At 71.8% G+C, this 19,817-nt stretch carries 20 protein-coding genes; 13 read left to right on the top strand and 7 right to left on the bottom strand.

Going from position 1 to position 19,817, the window contains the following annotated elements:
- Nucleotides 1-37: 37 nt before the first annotated feature.
- Entirely contained in the window at nt 38-1,522 is a 1,485-nt protein-coding gene (locus G401_RS0118265; RefSeq protein ID WP_027343653.1) for an aldehyde dehydrogenase family protein, read from the top strand.
- Nucleotides 1,523-1,662: 140 nt separating this feature from the next.
- Here G401_RS0118265 and G401_RS0118260 read toward each other — a convergent pair whose 3' ends face one another.
- A complete protein-coding gene (locus G401_RS0118260) occupies nt 1,663-2,451 on the bottom strand; it encodes an alpha/beta fold hydrolase (RefSeq protein ID WP_034592122.1) in 789 nt (262 codons plus the stop codon).
- A gap of 81 nt (nt 2,452-2,532) precedes the next feature.
- On the opposite strand from G401_RS0118260, the gene G401_RS0118255 reads away from it, so the two are divergent.
- From G401_RS0118255 to G401_RS0118245, 3 genes are read left to right on the top strand one after another with little or no spacing between them, the layout of a single operon-like run.
- On the top strand, nt 2,533-2,892 hold the full coding sequence (locus G401_RS0118255) for a YciI family protein (RefSeq protein ID WP_027343651.1): 360 nt from the start codon (nt 2,533-2,535) through the stop codon (nt 2,890-2,892).
- Nucleotides 2,889-4,094 (top strand): RNA polymerase sigma factor, encoded by a 1,206-nt coding sequence (locus tag G401_RS0118250; RefSeq protein ID WP_027343650.1) that lies wholly within the window; start codon nt 2,889-2,891, stop codon nt 4,092-4,094. Before G401_RS0118255 ends, G401_RS0118250 begins: the two co-directional genes overlap by 4 nt.
- Nucleotides 4,095-4,122: 28 nt before the next feature.
- Nucleotides 4,123-4,602 (top strand): Rv0361 family membrane protein, encoded by a 480-nt coding sequence (locus G401_RS0118245; protein WP_027343649.1) that lies wholly within the window; start codon nt 4,123-4,125, stop codon nt 4,600-4,602.
- 120 nt (nt 4,603-4,722) lie between these two features.
- On the opposite strand, the gene nucS is transcribed toward G401_RS0118245, so the two are convergent.
- Complete coding sequence (nucS, locus tag G401_RS0118240; RefSeq protein ID WP_027343648.1) at nt 4,723-5,382, bottom strand: endonuclease NucS; 660 nt, start codon at nt 5,380-5,382, stop codon at nt 4,723-4,725.
- 53 nt (nt 5,383-5,435) lie between these two features.
- Here nucS and G401_RS0118235 point away from each other — a divergent pair, with 53 nt between their 5' ends.
- The 5 genes from G401_RS0118235 (at nt 5,436) to G401_RS52905 (ending at nt 10,685) form a co-directional block, all read left to right on the top strand.
- Nucleotides 5,436-6,047, top strand: coding sequence for a DUF4126 domain-containing protein (locus tag G401_RS0118235; protein WP_027343647.1), 612 nt, complete (start codon nt 5,436-5,438; stop codon nt 6,045-6,047).
- Nucleotides 6,048-6,251: 204 nt separating this feature from the next.
- On the top strand, nt 6,252-6,470 hold the full coding sequence (locus tag G401_RS0118230; protein WP_407636888.1) for a hypothetical protein: 219 nt from the start codon (nt 6,252-6,254) through the stop codon (nt 6,468-6,470).
- Nucleotides 6,470-7,411, top strand: coding sequence for a hypothetical protein (locus G401_RS46540; protein ID WP_051366801.1), 942 nt, complete (start codon nt 6,470-6,472; stop codon nt 7,409-7,411). The genes G401_RS0118230 and G401_RS46540 overlap by 1 nt, the downstream gene beginning before the upstream one ends.
- Nucleotides 7,404-10,052, top strand: a complete 2,649-nt coding sequence (locus G401_RS0118220; RefSeq protein WP_027343645.1) for an FtsK/SpoIIIE domain-containing protein — start codon at nt 7,404-7,406, stop codon at nt 10,050-10,052. Before G401_RS46540 ends, G401_RS0118220 begins: the two co-directional genes overlap by 8 nt.
- 6 nt (nt 10,053-10,058) lie before the next feature.
- Entirely contained in the window at nt 10,059-10,685 is a 627-nt protein-coding gene (locus tag G401_RS52905) for a hypothetical protein (RefSeq protein WP_027343644.1), read from the top strand.
- Between the two features lie 119 nt (nt 10,686-10,804).
- Here G401_RS52905 and G401_RS0118210 read toward each other — a convergent pair whose 3' ends face one another.
- Nucleotides 10,805-12,775 carry a protein meaA gene (locus G401_RS0118210; RefSeq protein WP_027343643.1) on the bottom strand — a complete coding sequence of 657 codons (1,971 nt, stop codon included), beginning with the start codon at nt 12,773-12,775 and terminating at the stop codon, nt 10,805-10,807.
- Between the two features lie 73 nt (nt 12,776-12,848).
- Between G401_RS0118210 and G401_RS0118205 the strand changes: the two genes are divergently transcribed.
- Both G401_RS0118205 and G401_RS0118200 read left to right on the top strand, forming a co-directional pair.
- Nucleotides 12,849-13,697 (top strand): ABC transporter ATP-binding protein, encoded by an 849-nt coding sequence (locus tag G401_RS0118205; RefSeq protein WP_027343642.1) that lies wholly within the window; start codon nt 12,849-12,851, stop codon nt 13,695-13,697.
- Nucleotides 13,694-14,473, top strand: a complete 780-nt coding sequence (locus G401_RS0118200) for an ABC transporter permease (RefSeq protein WP_034592120.1) — start codon at nt 13,694-13,696, stop codon at nt 14,471-14,473. The genes G401_RS0118205 and G401_RS0118200 overlap by 4 nt, the downstream gene beginning before the upstream one ends.
- A gap of 25 nt (nt 14,474-14,498) precedes the next feature.
- Here G401_RS0118200 and G401_RS0118195 read toward each other — a convergent pair whose 3' ends face one another.
- Entirely contained in the window at nt 14,499-15,347 is an 849-nt protein-coding gene (locus G401_RS0118195) for a 3-hydroxyacyl-CoA dehydrogenase family protein (protein WP_027343640.1), read from the bottom strand.
- Between the two features lie 124 nt (nt 15,348-15,471).
- Here G401_RS0118195 and G401_RS0118190 point away from each other — a divergent pair, with 124 nt between their 5' ends.
- On the top strand, nt 15,472-15,783 hold the full coding sequence (locus G401_RS0118190; protein WP_027343639.1) for a putative signal transducing protein: 312 nt from the start codon (nt 15,472-15,474) through the stop codon (nt 15,781-15,783).
- A 35-nt stretch (nt 15,784-15,818) separates the two neighbouring features.
- On the opposite strand, the gene G401_RS0118185 is transcribed toward G401_RS0118190, so the two are convergent.
- The 3 genes from G401_RS0118185 to murA all read right to left on the bottom strand — a co-directional run bounded on the left by G401_RS0118185 (nt 15,819) and on the right by murA (nt 19,210).
- Entirely contained in the window at nt 15,819-16,643 is an 825-nt protein-coding gene (locus G401_RS0118185) for a hypothetical protein (RefSeq protein WP_027343638.1), read from the bottom strand.
- On the bottom strand, nt 16,640-17,791 hold the full coding sequence (locus tag G401_RS0118180; protein ID WP_027343637.1) for a hypothetical protein: 1,152 nt from the start codon (nt 17,789-17,791) through the stop codon (nt 16,640-16,642). The genes G401_RS0118185 and G401_RS0118180 overlap by 4 nt, the downstream gene beginning before the upstream one ends.
- A gap of 72 nt (nt 17,792-17,863) precedes the next feature.
- Nucleotides 17,864-19,210 (bottom strand): UDP-N-acetylglucosamine 1-carboxyvinyltransferase, encoded by a 1,347-nt coding sequence (gene murA / locus G401_RS0118175; protein ID WP_034592119.1) that lies wholly within the window; start codon nt 19,208-19,210, stop codon nt 17,864-17,866.
- On the opposite strand from murA, the gene G401_RS0118170 reads away from it, so the two are divergent.
- Complete coding sequence (locus tag G401_RS0118170; protein ID WP_027343635.1) at nt 19,209-19,787, top strand: cob(I)yrinic acid a,c-diamide adenosyltransferase; 579 nt, start codon at nt 19,209-19,211, stop codon at nt 19,785-19,787. The genes murA and G401_RS0118170 overlap by 2 nt on opposite strands.
- Nucleotides 19,788-19,817: the final 30 nt, after the last annotated feature.

The raw sequence follows: 19,817 nt of genomic DNA, 5'->3' as shown, positions 1-19,817 counted from the left end.
CAGCGACCCGCTGCAGACCGACCGTGCGGACCTCCCCGTGCCTGGCGCGAGCCGGGTCGCCGACGGCCGCCTCATCTCGACGAACCCCGCCACGGGCGAGGAGGTCGGCGCCTTCCCGGTGGCGAGCGCCGAGGACGTGGCCGCGGCCGTCCGGACCGCGCGCGAGGCGGGCGCCTGGTGGGAGTCGCTCGGCTTTCCCGAGCGCAAGCGCCGCCTGCTGCGCTTCCGCGCCCTGCTGACCCGGCGCATCCCGGAACTCGCCGCGCTCATGACGGCCGAGGGCGGCAAGCCGCGCATCGACTCCACGCTCGAGACGTTCGTGACCATCGAGCACATCGCCTGGGCCGCCCGGCACGCGCGCAAGGTGCTCGGTCCCCGCCGCGTCGGCGGTTCGCTGCTGCAGCCCGAGTTCGCGGGCCGCCTGGAGTACCGGCCCTACGGCGTGGTCGGCGTCATCGGCCCCTGGAACTACCCGCTGTTCACGCCCATGGGTTCCATCGCGTACGCGCTGGCGGCCGGCAACGCGGTGGTCTTCAAGCCCAGCGAGTACACCCCGGCCGTCGGCCAGTGGTACGTCGACCTGTTCCGCGAGGTCGTGCCGGAGCAGCCGGTGCTGCAGATCGTGCACGGTCTCGGCGACGTGGGCGCCGCCCTGTGCCGCTCGGGCGTGGACAAGGTCGCCTTCACCGGCTCGACCGCGACCGGCAAGAAGGTCATGGCCGCCTGCGCCGAGAACCTGGTGCCCGTGCTGGTCGAATGCGGCGGCAAGGACGCCCTGATCGTCGACGCGGACGCGGACGTGAAGGCGGCCGCGGACGCCGCCCTCTGGGGCGCGATGACCAACGCCGGCCAGTCGTGCGTCGGCATCGAGCGCGTCTACGTGCACGAGAAGGTCTACGAGCCGTTCCTCAAGGCGCTCGTCGGCGACGCCGAGAAGCTCACCTACGGCACCGATCCGGGCGAGGACGTCGGCCCGATCACCATGCCCGGCCAGCGCGAGATCATCCGGCGGCACATCGACGACGCCCTGGCCCGCGGCGGCACGGCGGTCCTCGGCGGCCCCGACTCCGTACGCGGCCCGGTCGTCCGGCCGACCATCCTGGTCGACGTGCCCGAGGACTCCGCCGCGGTGTGCGAGGAGACCTTCGGCCCGACGATGACGGTCGCCAAGGTGGCCTCCATGGACGAGGCGGTCGCCAAGGCCAACGCGGTGCCCTACGGGCTCGGCGGGGCGGTGTTCTCCAAGCACAACGGACTGAAGATCGCGCGCCGGCTGCGCGCCGGAATGGTCGCGGTGAACTCCACGTTCTCCTTCGCCGTCCTGCCCGAGCTGCCGTTCGGCGGGGTCGGCCAGTCCGGCTTCGGGCGTATCCACGGCGCGGACGGGCTGCGGGAGTTCGGTCGCGCGTCGTCCATCGCCCGGCGCCGGCTGCCGTCGGTGGTGCCGCTGCTGACGTTCCGGCGTACCGAGAAGAGCGTCGCCCTCGGCCACAAGATCGTCCGCATCATGCACGGGCGCTGACCAGACCCCACCCCCAAGATCCCACCGGATCCGCCCCAAGATCCCGCTTGGATCAGGGAAATCACCCGAATCTTGGTCCATGATTCGGGTGGAAAAGCTGATCCAAACAGGATCTTGGCGCTGCAACGGGGACGGGGCGGTCAGCGCTTCAGGAACGCGCGGATCGCCTCGGCGGTCGATTCGGTGGGGATGCCGTGGTTCTCGCCGCCCGAGACCTCCTCGCGGGTGGCGCCCGGCAGCCGGTTCGCCAGTTCCGTCGCCCAGTCCCGCAGCCGGGGCCAGGTCTCGGCACCGTTGAGGATCAGAACCGGCACCTTCACGGCCAGCATCTCCGGAGTGGGCAGGCGGAGTTCCCGGGCGACGACCGCGTCGTAGACCACGCTCTGCGTCATGGCCGCCAGCCCCGCGAAGAACGGTGCGTGGCGCATCTGCTCGACGACCTCGGCCGGCATGCCGATGCCGTCGATCTGGAACGTGGTCACGACCTCGTCCGGCTTGCCGGCATCGAGCAGCGCCTGCAGCCGCTCCGGCAGGTCGTCCGGGTCCGGCGCCGGTACGCCGAACGTGAACGGCGGCTCGAACAGCACGACCTCGCTGATCGGCGCCCCGGCCGCGGCGGCGTGCAGGACGAGGTTCGCGCCCGACGAGAAGCCGAACACCGCCGCCGGTCCGCCGACTGCCTCGATCACGGCGGTCAGGTCCTCGACCTCGCGCTGGACCGCGTACGGGCGGGTGTCGCCGCTGGCGCCCCGGGCCCGGCGGTCGTAGGTGACGGCGGTGAACCCGTCGGCCAGCGATTCCGCCACCGGTACGCACTTGTGCCGGTCGTTGAGCGCCCCCACCACGAAAATCACCGGTGTCCCCGTTCCCACCGATGCGTACGCGATGGGCGTACCGTCGCGGGAGATCACTTTCTGGATCGTGCTCATCAGGTCTCCTGACAATCTGGAATGCTTGTCCGCCCCTCGGGGCACACCATGGACGAACGACCCGGCGAGATGAGGACACCCGTGCGCTATCTCTTGATGATCAGTGCCGACGAGCAGGTGGCGGCCGACGCCATCGCCGAAGGCGCCTTCGCCGACTTCACGGACTGGATCGAGGACCTTCGCCGGCGGGGTGTCCTGCGCGTGCACGAGGGCCTGCGGCCCAGCCCCACAGCCACCACCGTACGCGTCCGCGACGGCGAGGTCCTGCTCACCGACGGTCCGTTCATCGAGGGCCGCGAACAGGTCGGCGGCCTGGCGATCGTGGAGGTGGCCGACCTCGACGAGGCGATCGCGATCGCCGCCGGGCACCCGGCGACCCGGATCGGCCAGGTCGAGATCCGCCCGCTGCGCGACGGCACCGGCGGAACCCGCGCCGCATGACGACCCCCGAGGAGGCCTTGGAGCAGGCGTTCCGCGACGACTGGGGCCGCATCGTCGCCACGCTCATCGGCGGCACGGGCGACTGGGACCTCGCCGAGGAGTCCGCTCAGGAGGCGTTCGCCCGAGCGCTGCCCGCGTGGCGCCGCGACGGCGTACCGGAACGGCCGCGGGCGTGGCTCACCACCGCCGCCCGCAACCACGCCGTCGACCGCCTGCGCCGCGCCAAGGTCGGCGCGGACAAGCTCCGCCTCCTCGCCGTCCAGACCGCGTCGGACCCTCCCGGCCCGATCGCCGACGACCGGCTGCGGCTCATCTTCACCTGCTGCCACCCCGCCCTCGGCTTCGAGGCACAGGTCACGCTGGCGCTGCGTACCCTGTGCGGGTTGTCGGTCGCCGAGATCGCCCGCGCGTTCGCGGTCAGCGAGGCGAGCATGGCCAAGCGGCTCGTGCGTACGCGCAAGAAGATCGTGACCGCGCGCATCCCCTACCGCGTGCCGCCCGCGGACCTGCTGCCCGCGCGGACCGCCGCGGTCCTGGGGGTGGTCTATCTCCTTTTCAACGAGGGGTACGCGGCCACGAGCGGCCCTGACCTGCTGCGCACGGACCTGTGCGCGGCTGCCGTACGCCTCGCCGCCGCAGTGGCGGAACTGTTGCCCGGCGACCCCGAGGCCCAGGGCCTGTACGCCCTTCTCCTGCTGCACCAGGCCCGAGCCGCGACCCGGGTCGACGCGGCCGGCGGCCTGATCCCGTTGGAGGAGCAGGACCGGACCCGCTGGAACCGGCCGATGATCGAAGACGGCCTCGCGCTGCTGCGCCGGGCCGCCCTCGCCGGACCGCTGGGCCCGTACCGCTTGCAGGCCCTGATCGCGGCCTGCCACGCGACCGCACCGATCGCGTCGGCGACGGACTGGCCGCAGATCGCGGGCCTCTACGACGACCTCATGGTCCTCGTACCCTCCCCGACCGTACGCCTCAACCGCGCCATCGCCGTCGGCATGGCAATCGGCCCGGAAGCCGGCCTCGCCCTGCTCGACGAGCTGTCCACGGCGGACGTCCCGCTGCGCGAAGCCGCCCGCGCCGACCTGCTCCGCCGGGCCGGACGGATGGCGGAGGCGGCCGAGGCGTACCGGCGGGCGATCGACCTGACCCGCAACCAGGCGGAACAGCGCTACCTCCGGGGCCGTCTGGCCTCCCTCGGCTGACCTTGCGGACAAGCCTTACGGTGCGGACATGAGTCAACCCACGGGGCCCTATCCGCAGCCGCAGTACGCGCCGCCCGCACCGGCCAAGAAGTCGCACACGCTGCGTACCGTCCTGATCGTCGTCGGGATCGTCGCCGTGCTCTGCTGCGCCGGGGGGATCTTCGGCGGCATCAAGCTGTTCACCACCGTCAAGGACGCCGTCGCCCCCGTGACGAACGTGGTGAACGAGTTCGCCGACGACCTGGAGTCCGGCAACACGACCGCCGCCTACACCCTGCTGTGCAGTGTCACGAAGACCATGTTCCCGCTCAACGCGTTCGAGGTCCTCGCCTCCGACCAGGGCATCCAGTCGCACAGGATCACCGGCGCACACGTGCTGACCAGCAACGGGCGGACCACGGCGACGGTCGACGCCGAGCTCACCACGGCCGCCGACGGCACGGAGTCCCACACGTTCATGCTGGTCAAGGAGTCCGGCGAGTGGAAGATCTGCGGCGCCCCCTACTGATCGCCGCTACTTCAAGATCCCGTTTGGATCACGGTTGCCACCCGAATCATGAGCCAAGATTCGGGTGATTTCCCTGATCCAAACAGGATCTTGGGACGGGGGGATGAGGCTGGGTGGTGACTAGAAGAGGGTCCACTCGTCTTTGACGACGCCGCGGAGCCGGTCGTAGTCCACGACCACGCAGCGGATCCCCCGGTCCACCGCCAGTACGCGCGCCTGCGGCTTGATCTCCTGGGCGGCGAAGATCCCGGCGACCGGCGCCAGCAGCGGGTCGCGGTTCATCAGTTCGAGGTACCGGGTCAGCTGCTCGACCCCGTCGATCTCGCCGCGCCGCTTCACCTCGACGGCCACGTGCGCTCCGGCGGAGTCGCGGCAGAGCAGGTCGACCGGGCCGATGGCCGTCATGTGCTCCCGGCGTACGAGGGAGTAGCCGTCGCCGAAGGTCTCGGGCTGGGCGGCGAGCAGTTCCTGCAGGTGGGCCTCGACGCCGTCCTTGCGCAGGCCGGGGTCGACGCCGAGCTCGTGGCTGGAGTCGCTGAAGATCTCCTCCAGGGTGATCCGCAGCTCCTCGCCCGCCTTGTTGACGACCCGCCACACGCCGGGTGCCTCTTCGAGCCGGCAGGGCGGGCTCATCCAGTTCAGCGGCTTGTACGCCCGGTCGTCGGCGTGGATGGACACCGACCCGTCGGCCTTCACCATGATGAGCCGGTTGGCCGTGGGCAGGTGGGCGGCGAGCCGGCCCACGTAGTCGACCGAGCAGCGAGCGATAACCAGACGCACCGCCCGAGCCTATCGGCCGAGCGGGGGTGGATCACACCTGGCATGCTGAAGGCGTGCTCGAAGCGCTCACGGGAACAGGACTGGCCGGCGCCGCCGGCCTCAACGCGTACATCCCGCTGCTCGCCCTCGGTCTGCTCGACCGGTACACGAATCTGATCACCCTGCCGTCGGGGTGGAGCTGGCTGAGCAACGGGTGGGTGCTGCTGATCCTCGCCGTGCTGCTGGCGATCGAGCTGGTCGCGGACAAGATCCCGCTCATCGATCACGCCAACGACGTCATCCAGACGGTCGTGCGCCCGACCGCCGGCGGTATCGCGTTCGGTGCCGGTTCGGAGTCGCAGACGGTCACCGTGACCGACCCCGGCAGCTTCTTCGAGTCGAAGCAGTGGGTGCCCATCGTCGTCGGCATCCTCATGGGACTCACGGTCCACGGCGTCAAGGCGACCGCCCGCCCGGTGATCAACACGTTCACCCTGGGCTTCGGGGCGCCGGTCGTGTCCACGGCGGAGGACGCCACCAGCGCCACGGTCTCGGTCGTCGCGATCGTGATCCCGATCCTCATCCTGCTGTTCGTCGTGCTCTTCTTCTGGTTCGCCTGGTGGGTACTCACCCGCCGCCGGCGGGCCCGCGCCCGCGCCACGGCCGCCGCCCAACGCTCGATGTGAGGCCGGCCAGCCCCGGAAAATGATCCGCCCCGAAAGTCCGGTCGCTTCGTTGTACAAGCGACACGCCGTACACATGCGGCTACAGAAATGGACTTAACGGGATAATCAGGACAATCCGCGGCACACCAGCATGTCCCGCCGCGGCCGCCCCCGGGAGGTGCCGTGGCGAGCGTCGCCGAGGTCAAGGCGGCAATCGATGCCGCCATGCTGCACGTGCAGGAGAGCCAGGACGCCGTACGCGCGGCGAACCACAAGCTGGGCGAGGCGCAGATGAGTCTCGCCGTGGCCGTCGAGGGGTCGGGGCACGATTCGGTGACCGCCGCCCAGGCGGCCCTCGCCCAGGCCACGAACGAGCTGGACGAGTGCCTGTCGGCCACGCTGGCCGCGGTCGATCAGGCCCAGACGTATGTAGCGGGGTTGTGATGAGTCTCGTCCAGGATCTCGCCGACCAGATCCGGGTGGCCCGCGACGAGCTGCCGGTCGCCGAGGTGACGGCGGCCGCCGAGCGGCTGCGGATGGCGGGCGGGCTGCTCGCCTGGGTGATGCACGCGACGGGCGATCCGGCTCGCGTACCGCAGTTGGCCGGGGCGACCGAGCGGCTGGAATCGGCTGTCGGGCTGATGCGCGGCGCTCAGGACGCGTTGGAGGAGTACACGGTCGCGCTCGGCATCGCCGCCGACTCCGTCCCCGCGACGAACTCGTGGGCCGCCACGGTTCCCACGCAACGCGCCGACGGCGGGCGGCAGCTGACCGACTGGTGGGCCGAGCGCGTACAGGTGCTCGCGGACGGGCCCGTCGACGAGCCGTCCGACCCCGCCGACACCAGCACCGAACTGCTGCGCCGCTGCGCCTCCGCCGCGCTCGACGAGCATCCCGCGCGGCTGCACCGCGAGCTGGCGGGCTCGGGCGCCGCGGTCGGCCTCGGCCTCGCCGCGGTCGCTCCCCCGCTGCTGCGGTTCCTCGCGGCCGATCTGGTGGGTCACCCGCCCCGGCTGGAAGACCTCGCGAGAGTACGCCGGGCGGCGCTGTCGTCGATCGGGCTGCTGCCCAAGTTGTCGGCCGAGGCCGCCGACGAGATCATCGCCCGGGTCTGCCACGCCGCGCCGCAGCGGCGTACGGACTCGGGGCCGACGCATCCGGTGGACTCGGCGGCCGCGGCGGCTCTGCTGGTCGCGGGGCTGCTGCGGGCGACCGGGCGCGGTGCGGCCGAACTCCACGCGGTCGTCGAGGAGGAGCAGCGGCGCCGGTCGGCCCTGGCGGAGGCGCACGCGAAGCGTACGGCCCTGCGGGTCGGGGACGGCAGCCGCCGACGGAGCGCCGTCGACGCGCTCGCCGGCGGCTCCGATGCGCCGGCCGGTGGCTGAGCGCGCCCGCGGGCCCCTGGTCACCGCGGTACGCAGAGATCTCGCTGCCGCCCGGGCAGCCGTCCGGGCGGCACTGGTCGCCGCGACCGTGGCCCATACCGAGGCGCGTACGCAGTCCGAAGCGGTGCGGTCGAAGGCGCCGGACCGGCACCGGGCGCTGGCCGCCGAACGGGACGCGGTACGCCACGCGGCCGAGGAGAAGCTGGCCCGGGAGACGGGCACGGTGGCCGCCGCCCTCGCGGAGCTGGCCGGCCAGGCCGCCCCCGGTGCGGCGGGCGCGACCTGGCCGGTGTGGCAGCCGTCCCAGACCGGTACGCCGACCCTGCTCCGGATCGGCTCGCTCGAGTTCGACCCGCCGCTGCCCGCCCTCGTCCCGCTGCTCGACGCGGCGCACCTGTCGCTCACCGGACCCGATCCGTCCACTCTCGACGGCTGCGTCGCGGGACTGCTGCTGCGGATGCTGGGCTGCGTACCGGCGGGCGGGGTGCGGTTGTGGATCTACGATCCCGGCCGGCTGGGCGGGGCGCTCGCCGGATTCGCCCCGCTGGCCGGCGCGGAGATCGCCGGTGGCGCGGGGCCGATCGCGACCTTCGTCGGGCCCGGCGGGCTGGCCGCCACCTTGGACGAGTTCGCCGCGCACATCCAGCGGGTGAACTCCGTCCTCGCCGGCGAGTACGCGACCGTCGCCAAGGCCGCCGCCGCCCTCGGCCGCCGGCCGGAACCCTGGCGGGTACTGGTCCTGCTCGGCGACCCCGGCACCGAGCTGTCCGCCGCGCAGCGGGCGCAGCTCGACCGCGTCACGCGTACAGGCGTCGCGGCAGGCGTACACCTGATGGTCCGGGGTGTGGATCTGGAGCCGCACCCGACGGTGCGAACGGTGACGGTCACGGAGGGGTTCCTCGCACGGACCGGGCTGACGGGCGACCTGACCGTGGTGCTCGACCCGCCGCCGCCCGCGGAGCTGGTGACGGGGTTCGGCAAGGAGCTGGCCGCGGGCCGCCCACCGGCCACACTGGACAGTCTGCTGCCGGCGGAGCGCTGGACCGCCTCGGCGGCGCGCGAGCTGCGCGCGCCGATCGGCGAGGGCACCGACGGCGAGCTGGTGGAGCTGACGCTCGGCGACGACCCGCCGCACGCGCTCATCGGCGGCCCCTCCGGCTCGGGCAAGACCAACCTGCTCTACTGCTGGCTCGCGGCCCTGGCCACCCGGTACGGCCCGGACGAGCTGGAGCTGCACCTGCTCGACTTCAAGGAGGGCGTGTCGTTCGCCCGGTTCGCGCCCTCGCCGCGCGACCCCAGCTGGCTTCCCCAGGTACGCGTCGTCGGCGTGAACGTCAACGCCGACCGGGAGTTCGGCCTGGCCCTGCTGCGCCACCTGGCCGAGGAGCTGAAGCGGCGGGCGGCGGCGGCCAAGCAGCACGAGGCGACCAAGCTGGCCGAGCTGCGCACGGAGGATCCGCAGGGGCACTGGCCGCGGATCGTCGCCGTGATCGACGAGTTCCAGGTGCTGCTCGGCGCCCGGGACCAGGTCACGACCGAGGCCGTCGGGCTGCTCGAAGACCTCGCCCGGCGGGGCCGCTCGCAGGGCATCCACCTGGTGCTCGCCAGCCAGGACGTCAGCGGCATCGAGGCGCTGTGGGGCCGCTCGGCCCTGGTCGCCCAGTTCACACTGCGCATCGCGCTGCCCAAGGCGCGGCGCATCCTGGCCGAGGCCAACCTGGCCGCCGAGCTGATCCCCCGCCACCACGCGGTGGTCAACGCCGATTCCGGTGCGGCCCCCGCCAACCAGGTCGTCCGCCTGCCCGACGCCGGCGACCGCGCCCGCTGGCAGGCGATGCAGGAGGAGCTGTGGGGGCGGGCGGGCGTACTGGCGCAGCCGCCGCGGCTGTTCGACGGGGACGCGGTCCCGCCCTTCCCCGAACTGCCCTCCTCGCCGCCCACCTTCGCCAAGGAGGGCGCGGTCGCCCTGCTCGGCGAGACCATCGACGTCGGCCGCCGGCCCGCGACCCTGCGCCTGACCCGGACCCCCGGCCGCAACCTGGCCGTCCTCGGTACGCGTACCGAGGAGGCGTGCGCGATCCTGGCGTCGGCCGGGCTGGCCCTCGGCCGCCAGCACGAACCGGGCTCGGCCGCGTTCGCCGTGGCCTGCCTCGACAGCGACCCCGAACCGTCGGCCAAGGCGCTCGCCCGGGAACTGCCGGGGTGCCGCTGGATCACCGCCGGCGACGTCGTGCCGTTCCTGGCGTCCCTGGTGGACGACGACTCCGGCCGGCCCACCTACGTCTTCGCGTACGCGCTGGACGCGGCCGCCCCCGTCCTCGGCGCCCGGCGCGGACCCGGCGAACCGACCGGCCACGAGTTGCTGCGTACGCTGCTCGGCCGGGGCCCCGAACGGCGTACGCACGTGCTCGGCTGGTGGCGTACGGTCGCCCGGCTGCGCGACGACCTCGGCGGCATCGGCGCCCGGCTCGACGCCATCGGCGCCTGGATCGCCCTCGACGTGCACGGCAACGAGCTCGCACCGCTGTCGCCCCAGCCCGGTGGTCCGGTGTGGTACCCGCGCCCGCAGCGAGGTCTCTACTTCGACCGGGCCACGCACCGGCACCCCGAGATCGTCATCCCGTACGAGGTGAACCTGTGAGGCGCTGTGGCTGCGGCGGATGACTACGGCCGGCTCGTCGGCGAGCTGGCGGCCGCCACCCGGCGGCGGGACGTGTCGGTCGCCGGCGCGACACAGTCCTATCTGGACGGCATGGCGGTCGTCACCCAGGACGCCAAGGCCGCCCAACGCATCCAGCAGGCCTGTGCCGAGGTCGTCGCGGCCCGGGAACTCGCCGTCGTCGCCGTCGACCAGCACGCCGAACGCATCTGGTCCGAACTCGTCGCCGGCAGCGGCTGGCGGGGGCGGCGGGCGGGCGGCGTACCCGCACCGGCGACCGGTCCCGCCGCCGGCGAAGCTTCCGACCACCTCGCGGCAGCCGCGGCCCGGGTCGCCCGCGCCCGTCGCGGAGCCGAAGCGCTGCCGCTGCCACTACTGGCCTCACTCACCCTGGTCGGCGCGGTCGCGGCGGCGGTACTCTGCCTCACCGCGTCGGCGTTCTCGGACATCCACTGGATCAGCTGGCCGTGCTTCGTCCTCGCACCGTTCGCGGGGATTCCCCTGGCGGCGCGGTGGGTGGACCACTGGGCGGCCACCCGCCTGGACACGGGAGCGGTGGGCCTCACGTTCCTCGGCGGCATGCTCGCCACCTGCGCCCTGGCGGTCTCCCTCTAGACCCGGGCATTCATTCAAAGTCACATTCAGGAATACGCCGACCGGCGCCGACCGTGTCGGAGGACGTCTCCGATCACGGGCGAGTGGCCACTCACCGCCGCTCCGCCGGGCCTGCCGCGTCAGAGAGCCGCGCGGACTACGTCCACCAGGGCGGACATGATGTCGGCGAGGGCGAAGTCCTTCGGGGTGAACACTGCCGCGACCCCTTGGGCGAGCAGCACTTCGGCGTCTTCGGGCGGGATGATCCCGCCGACCACCACCGGTACCGCCGACCCCGCTTCGCGCAGGCCGCGGAGTACCGCCGGGACCGCCGACAGGTGCGAACCGGAGAGGACGGACAGCCCCACCAGGTCCACGTCCTCGGCGATCGCGGCGGCGACGATCTGCGCCGGGGTCAGCCGGATGCCCTGGTAGATCACTTCGAACCCGGCGTCGCGGGCGCGTACGGCGATCTGTTCGGCACCGTTGGAGTGGCCGTCCAGTCCCGGCTTGCCGACGAGGAACCGGGGCGGGTGCCCGAGTTCGGTGCTCAGTTCGGCGACCCGCCCACGCACGGTCGGCGTGGCCGGGGACGGGGCGACGCCCGACAGGCCCGTCGGCGCCCGGTATTCGCCGAACACCTCCCGGAGGCAGGCCGCCCACTCTCCGGTGGTCACGCCGGCGCGTACGCAGGAAAGGGTGGCGGGCATCAGGTTCACGGAGCCGGCGGCGTCCGAGCGGAGCCGGGCCAAGGCCTCACGCGCGTCCTCCGTGGAGCGCAGCGCGCGCCACTCGGCGACGGCGGTGACGGCGGCCTTCTCCACGGCGGGGTCGATCTGCTCGATCGCCCCGGCGCCGGTGAGCGGCGACGTTTCGGTCTCGGTGAACCGGTTGACGCCGACGACGGTGTCCTCGCCGGACTCCAGCCGGGCCCGCTTGGCCGCGAGCGACGCGACGAGCGAGCTCTTGAGGTAGCCGCTCTCGACCGCGGCGACCGCGCCGCCGAGGTCGAGGATCTTGTCCAGCTCGGCCCGCGCGCCGGTGACGATCTCGCCGACCAGGCCCTCGACCACGTGCGACCCCTCGAACAGGTCGGGGTACTCCAGCAGGTCCGACTCGAACGCCAGCACCTGCTGCAGGCGCAGGCTCCACTGCTGGTCCCAGGGCCGCGGCAGGCCCAGCGCCTCGTTCCACGCGGGCAGCTGCACAGCCCGCGCCCGCGCGTCGCGCGACAGCGTCACCCCGAGCATCTCCAGGACGATCCGCTGGATGTTGTTCTCGGGCTGGGCTTCCGTCAAACCCAGCGAATTCACCTGTACGCCGTAGCGGAAGCGCCGCTGCTTCGCATCGCTGACGCCGTAGCGTTCGCGGGTGATCTCGTCCCAGAGCCGGCCGAACGCCCGCATCTTGGCCATTTCCTCGACGAAGCGTACGCCGGAGTTGACGAAGAAGGAGATGCGCGCGACGACGTCGCCCATGCGTTCGGCGGCGACCTGGCCGCCGTCGCGGACCGCGTCCAGCACCGCGACGGCGGTGGCGAGCGCGAAGCCGACCTCCTGGACCGGCGTGGCGCCGGCCTCCTGGAGGTGGTAGCTGCAGATGTTGACCGGATTCCACTGCGGAGTGTTCCGCACGGTCCAGGCGATCATGTCGGTGGTCAGCCGCAGCGACGGCCCGGGCGGGAAGATGTACGTGCCCCGGGACAGGTACTCCTTGATGAGGTCGTTCTGCGTGGTCCCGGCGAGCTTCTCGACCGGCGCGCCCTGCTCCTGCGCCACGACGACGTAGAGGGCGAGCAGCCACATGGCGGTCGCGTTGATCGTCATGGAGGTGTTGGCCCGGCCGAGGTCGATCCCGTCGAACAGCGCCCGCATGTCCCCGAGGTGCGCCACCGGTACGCCCACCCGCCCCACCTCGCCCGCGGCCAGCTCGTGGTCCGGGTCGTACCCGGTCTGGGTGGGCAGGTCGAAGGCGACCGACAGGCCGGTCTGCCCCTTGGCGAGGTTGCGCCGGAACAGCGCGTTGGTCGCCGCCGCGCTGGAGTGCCCGGCATACGTACGCATGACCCAGGGTCGGTCCCGCTCGGGGAGCCGGCTTTCGGAGGCCGCCATGGTCAAAGTCTAAGTGACCGTTAAGTAACCTGGGCCGGTGAGAAATGTCTCGGGCCTGGTCTATGGTGCTCGCGTGACTGCTGCTGCCGACCCCGCGATCTCGGTCTCCGGGCTTCGCAAGTCCTACAAGGACAAGACGGCCGTCGATGGTGTGGACCTGGTGGTGGCGCACGGCGAGATCTTCGCCCTGCTCGGGCCGAACGGCGCGGGCAAGACCACGACCGTCGAGATCCTCGAAGGCTTCCGCAAGCGCGACGCCGGCGAGGTGTCCGTGCTCGGCACCGATCCGCAGCAGGCCGACGGCCACTGGCGGGCCAAGGTCGGCGTGGTCCTGCAGGGCACCGGCGAGTTCGACGAGCTCAAGGTCGACGAGGTCGTGCGGCACTTCGCCCGCTTCTACCCCGACCCGGCCGATCCCGACGAGGTCATCCGGCAGGTCGGGCTGGCCGAGAAGGCCGGCTCGCGTACGCACACGCTGTCCGGTGGCCAGAAGCGCCGCCTCGACGTGGCGCTCGGCATCATCAACCGGCCCGAGCTGCTGTTCCTGGACGAGCCGACGACCGGGTTCGATCCCGTGGCGCGGCGCGAGTTCTGGGAGCTGATCCGGGGCCTGCGCGACGGCGGCACCACGATCCTGCTCACCACGCACTACCTGGAAGAGGCCGAGGAACTGGCCGACCGGGTCGGCGTGATCGCCGCCGGCCGCATGATCGCCGTCGCCGCCCCGGCCGAGCTGGGCGGCCGCAACACCGCGAAGGCCCGGGTCACGTGGCGGGGCGGCAGCGAGGAGACGGACACGCCGACCGCGGTGGTCCAGCGCCTCGCGGCCGAGTTCGGCGGCGAGGTGCCGGAGCTGGCGGTGCACCGGCCGACGCTGGAGGACATCTACCTGCGCATGATCGCGAATGGGGAGAAGGCATGATCGGCCTGGTGCTCCGGCAGGGCGGGATCGAGTTCAAGCAGTTCGTCCGCACCCGCGAGTCGTTCGTCTTCACGCTGCTGTTCCCGGCGATGATCCTGCTGATCTTCGGCTCGATCTTCCAGGGCACCATCGCCGGCGTACCGTTCAAGCAGTACTTCGCGGCCGGCATGATCGCGTCCGGCCTGCTGTCGTCGGGCTTCCAGAACCTGGCGATCTCCATCCCCATCGAGCGGGACCGCGGCGTCCTCAAGCGCTTCCGCAGTACGCCGATGCCGAAATGGGTCTACTTCGGCGGCAAGTTCCTGCAGGTGTTCGTGATCGGCGTACTGGCGACCGCGCTGCTGTTCGTCATCGGCGCGTTCTACGGGCTGAAGCTGCCGAGCACCGCCGACAAGTGGTTCACCTTCATCTGGGTGTTCGTCCTCGGCCTGCTCGCCTGCACGCTGCTGGGCATCGCGTTCTCGGCCGCGGCGCGTACGGGTCGGTCGGGTCCGGCCGTCGTCACGCCGGTCGCCCTGATCCTGCAGTTCATCTCGGGCGTCTACTTCCCGTTCGGCTCGCTGCCGCACTGGATGCAGCAGATCGCCGCGCTCTTCCCGCTCAAGTGGATGTGTCAGGGGATGCGCTCGGTGTTCCTGCCGGAGTCGTTCGCCGCGCAGGAGCCGGCCGGCTCGTTCGAGCTGGGCAAGGTGGCACTGGTGCTGGGCCTGTGGTGCGTGGCCGGGTTGGTGCTGAGCCTGCTGACGTTCCGCTGGACGACCAAGCGCGACGGCTGAGCCGTCCAGCGGGGCCGCAGGACGGCTAATAGGAGTAGAAACCCTTGCCCGTCTTGCGGCCGAGATCGCCGGCGGCGACCATGCGCTGCAGCAGCTCCGGCGGGAAGAACTTGGGGTCGGCCGTCTCGGTGTAGATGTTGCGGGCGGCGTGGGCGAGGATGTCCACGCCGGTCAGGTCGGTGGTCGCCAGCGGGCCCATCGCGTGGCCGAAGCCGAGCCTGCAGGCGATGTCGAGGTCCTCGGCCGACACCACGCCGTTCTCGACCAGCTTGACGGCCTCGACGACCAGCGCCGCGATCAGGCGGGTCGTGACGAACCCGGCGACGTCGCGGTTCACCACGATGCAGGTCTTGCCCAGCTCCTCGGCGAACGTACGCGACGCGTCCAGCGTGGCGTCGCTCGTCTTGAGTCCGCGTACCAGCTCGCAGAGCTTCATCATCGGTACGGGCGAGAAGAAATGCGTACCGACGACCGCTTCGGGGCGGGCCGTCACGGCGGCGATCTGCGTGATCGGGATGGCGCTCGTGTTGGTGGCGAGAATGGCGCCGTCCTTGCAGATCTTGTCCAGCGCCTTGAAGACGTCCCGCTTCACGTCGATCGACTCGAACACCGCCTCGACCACGATGTCCGCGTCGGCCGCCGCCTCCAGATCGCTCGTGGGCGTGATCCGCGCGAGGGCCGCATCGGCGTCTTCCTGGCTGATCGTCCCCTTTGTGGCGAATTTGCCCAGCGAGGCGCGGATGCCGGCGATCCCCCGGCCGGTCGCCGCCTCGTCGAGGTCCCGCAGCGTCACGTCCCAACCGGCCTGGGCCGCCACCTGGGCGATGCCGGAACCCATCAGGCCGGCGCCGACCACCGTCAACTTCTTCGTCATGGGCCCACCTTAACGAGCGGTCAGCCGGTACGCCGAACCGCATCGAGCCACCCCAGCCAGGCAGAAGGAGAACGGTTCTCGCGAATGGGTGCGCAGGGCGACGAACCGGTGGCAGACTGTGGCCATGCTCGCTCTCGACGGCCCTTACGTGATCGGTCCAGTGATCGCTTTGACGGTCGCCGGCGTGCTGGCCCTCCTCCTGCACCGCTCGCTGACCCGGCCCGAACCGCCGGCGGCGGCGGTCGCAGACCCGCATCCGGACGACTTCGGCCTCCTCGTGCCGGTCGCCACCTGCCGTGACCAGGTCGATGCCGACCTGGTCCGGGAACACCTCAGATCCGCCGGCATCCGCTCGACGCTCGCGGTCGGCCCAGCCGGCAAGATCCGGGTGATGGTGTTCAGCGACGCTCTCGACAAGGCCCGCAAGCTCGTCTGAACTCCGGACCTCGGCCTCTGGCCTGAGCCGCGGGCCTACGGCTTTTCGCGGCGGCCCGCGGCGGCGCGGGTGAAGACCGCCCGCAAGCCCGATCGCCGCTTTCCGCCCTCGTCCGCATAGGCCACAAAGGCTTCCAGGGACGGTGTCCGGACCCAGAGCGGCGCGCCGATGAGCACCCGGCGGTAATCGCCCTGCCGGGTGGTGCGCTCACCGAAGTCGACGTCGTGGTAGATCTCCATCATCCATTCGCCCACCTCGGCGAGGTGGCCGTAGGTGAAGCCGCGGTCCGACGGCTGGTTGACGTCGCCGCCCTGCTGACAGGCGATGGCCACCGCCGCCTCCGCCAGATCGAACTCGTCGGCGATCAGCGCCGACCGTCCCTCGTGGCGATCGCGGATGAACCGGTGCACCTCCGGCGCCGCCGACGAGGACCAGCCGCGCCGCGCCGGCGTCGAGTCGGTCACCATGTCCGCCAGGTTGTCCCGGCTGCCGAACATGCACACCGCCATCCGGCCGGGTCCCGCCGCCGACTCCGTGAAGATCGAGATCGTGTCCTGGGCTTCGGCGCCTCCGCCCGCGTACTCGGCGAAGACTGTGGAGCCGGTTCCCCGGGCGAACCGGAATCGGCCGCCCTGCCCCGTGAACGTCGCCTTGGCGAGATGCCGCTCGACCCGCACGGCCAGATCGTGCCGGGTCGGCGTACGCGCGGGGCGGTCCACCTCGGCCTGGGGAAGGAACGGCCCCGACGGGCTGCGCAGCTTCAGCGAGCCCTGGGACGGTTCCGTGCCCGCGCCGATGTCTTCGAGGATGGCGCGGACCCGCCGCTGCGACCAGTAGAGATACCGCCGCACCTCGGTCATCGCACACCACCTGATCCTTGAACGGAGACAAGGAGCGGCCGGTCCCGACCGCACCGAGGACATCGCACGCCGCCCTGCGGATCGGCCTCGTACGCCGTCCGGCACGTCCAGGACCGGCAACGCACCAGCCACACCGGTCCCCGCGGGAACATCGACTCGGCGAAGGGGTCGACGGTACGCACGTTCGCCGCCGTCAGGGTGGCCACGTTGTAGTCCGCGGCGTGCCAGCGGCGCACGGGGCCGTTGATGACCGCCGACAGGTCCTCCACCGTGACGGCCTCGGACGGCCGCCCCGGCTGGAGGCGCTCGACCACCTCGTCCTCGGACCCGAGCGCCGGTGACCGGCCGGCGGCCGAGGCCGCGAACTCGGCGTACCGGCGGGGGAAGTAGCGGAACCAGGCCGTTTCGTCGCCGGAGAGTTCCGGATGAACCGTGGTGAGCGCATCGACCATGAGGTCATCCTGGGCGCCCGCCGCGAAACCTCGCCCGTCGGCCAGTTCACCGATCACGACGACCCTGCCCCGGTGCGCGGGGGCGAAGATCCGGACATGGCTCAGGACACCGTCGCGGTTCACGAAGATCATTTCATCGGTCATGGTGGTGGCGTCATGCGATGCCGACGCATCCCGCACCCGCTTGTCCAGCGCCCGCAGCTCCACGATCGCGAGTTGTCGATCCGCCGACGCCAGATGCTCGACCGCTCGCGGCCCCGGATCCTCGGTCAGGTAGTGCGCGGGCCAGTCGGCCCCGTGTTCCGTCGCCACGTCCCACGCGTAGCGGTCGACGACGCGCATGAGCGAGGCGATGACGCGCCGCGCCGACGCCACCCCGCGGCTCGCCGTACGCGAATGCCTCGGCCCCTCCCGCCACACTCCGCCACGGTGAGCCAGGGCGCGCAGCCGGAGCGCTCCGATGCACAACTCGTCCACGGCCGACGTCTCGCGCGTACGCCGGGATCCGGTGGACGCGATGCGGTCGAGTTCGAGCAGCCGGGCCAGCTCTTCGACGGCCCGGCGGCTGAGGTGGATCGGCTCCCCGCTCCCGAGGACGCCGGTCAGCCGCACCTGGACGCCGGGCCCGTCGCCGGCGCCCCGCTGTCCGGCCGCCCATCTCGACAGGTGGTCATGGAGATTCCTGAGCTCGCCCACAGACGGCGATTATCGTCGATGCGCGCAAGCCGTGGCGACTCGCGCGCATCTCGATCCGCGTACGCCTGACGGTCAGCCGAAGCTGTACTCGGGATCGGCCGGCGCCTCGGCCCGCCGCGCCTCGATGCCCAGGGACTTCAGGTCCGCGACGAAATCCGGGTAGCCCCGGTCGATGTGGTGCGCGTGGCGTACCGTCGTCGTGCCGTCGGTGCACAGACCCGCGATCACCAGGCCGGCGCCCGCGCGGATGTCGGTGGCGCGGACCTCCGCGGACGACAGCGAGGGCCGGCCGCGAACGACGGCGTGGTGGCCGTCGGTCTTGATGTCGGCGCCCAGCCGGACCATCTCCTGGACGAACATGAAGCGGCCGTCGAAGATGTTCTCGGTGATCATCGAGACGCCGTCGGAGACGGTGGCGAGGGCGATCGCCATCGGCAGCAGGTCGGTCGCGAAGCCGGGGAACGGCAGCGTGACGACGTCCACCGCGCGCGGGCGGTCGGCCATGACCACCCGGAACGAGTCCTCGCGCATCTCCACCAGGCCGCCGGCCTGCACGATCTTGTCGAGGGCGATCTCCAGGAAGTGCGGGTCGATGCCGGTGACCGTGACGTCCCCGCGGGTCATCGCCGCGCCGAAAGCCCAGGTCCCGGCGACGATCCGGTCGCCGACGGTGGCGTGGCGCACCGGCTGGAGCGCGTCGACGCCCTGGATGACCAGCTTCGAGCTGCCCGCGCCGTCGATCTTCGCGCCCATCTCGGCCAGCATCCGGCAGATGTCGATGATCTCCGGCTCCCGGGCCGCGTTGTCGATCACCGTCGTCCCGCGCGCCAGCACGGCGGCCATCAGCAGGTTCTCGGTCGCGCCGACACTCGGGAAATCGAGCCAGATCTCCCCACCGGACAGGCCCGCGGGCGCGTGCGCCACGACGAACCCGTGCTCGCTGGTGATCTCCGCGCCCATCCGCGCCAGGCCCGAGACGTGCATGTCCAGGCCCCGCGAGCCGATCGCGTCCCCGCCCGGATGGGCGACCCGCGCCTGCCCGCACCTGGCCAGCAACGGCCCGAGTACGCAGATCGACGCGCGCAGCCGGCGTACCAGGTCGTAATCCGCCTCGGGAGCGAGAACGGCGGGCACGTCGATCGTGACCGAGCCGCTGCCGTCCGCCTCGGTGCCGAAGCCCACGTCCGCTCCGAGCCGCCGCAGCACCTCGCCCATGAGGGCCATGTCGGTGATACGGGGCACGTTCGTGATGGTGCTCGTGCCCTCGGCGAGCAGGGCCGCCGCCATCAGTTTCAGGGCGGAGTTCTTCGCTCCGACGACCGGGACCGTTCCGGTCAGCCGCGCCGGGCCTTCTACCTCGATGACGTCCACGTCCGCCATCGTAGGCGGGGCGTCAGGCGTGAGTACGCTGCTGTGCATGGCCGTTCACCTCACCCGCATCTACACGAAGACCGGCGACGCCGGCACGACCGGACTGGGCAACTTCGAGCGCGTCGCGAAGACCGATCCGCGGATCGTCGCGTACGCGGACGTCGACGAGTGCAACTCCGCGATCGGCGTGGCGCTCGCACTGGGCGACCTCGACTCCGAGGTGCGCGACGTGCTCCGATCGGTGCAGAACGACCTGTTCGACGTTGGCGCCGACCTGTGCAACCCGATCACCCCCGACCCGAAGCATCCGCCACTGCGCATCGCGGAGGCGTATGTCACCCGCCTGGAAGGCTGGTGCGACGAGTTCAACGCGCGGCTGTCCCCGTTGGATTCGTTCGTCCTGCCCGGTGGATCGGCGGGGGCGGCACTCCTGCACACCGCCCGTACGATCGCGCGACGGGCCGAGCGCTCGACCTTCGCCCTCCTGGCCGTGGACGCGCAGCGCACGTCGGCGCTGCCCGCACAGTATCTCAACCGGCTCTCCGATCTGCTCTTCATACTGTCCCGCGTGGCGAACGAGAACGGGGCCGCCGACGTGAAATGGGTGCCCGGCGGCGACCGCTGAGCTTTCCCGCGCCGGCCTCGGCTAAACCCG

The organism is Hamadaea tsunoensis DSM 44101 (assembly GCF_000428945.1).
In the GTDB taxonomy this organism is placed as follows: domain Bacteria; phylum Actinomycetota; class Actinomycetes; order Mycobacteriales; family Micromonosporaceae; genus Hamadaea; species Hamadaea tsunoensis.
Note: the sequence above shows the minus strand (reverse complement) of the source record. Positions and strands in the feature narration are given on the sequence as shown.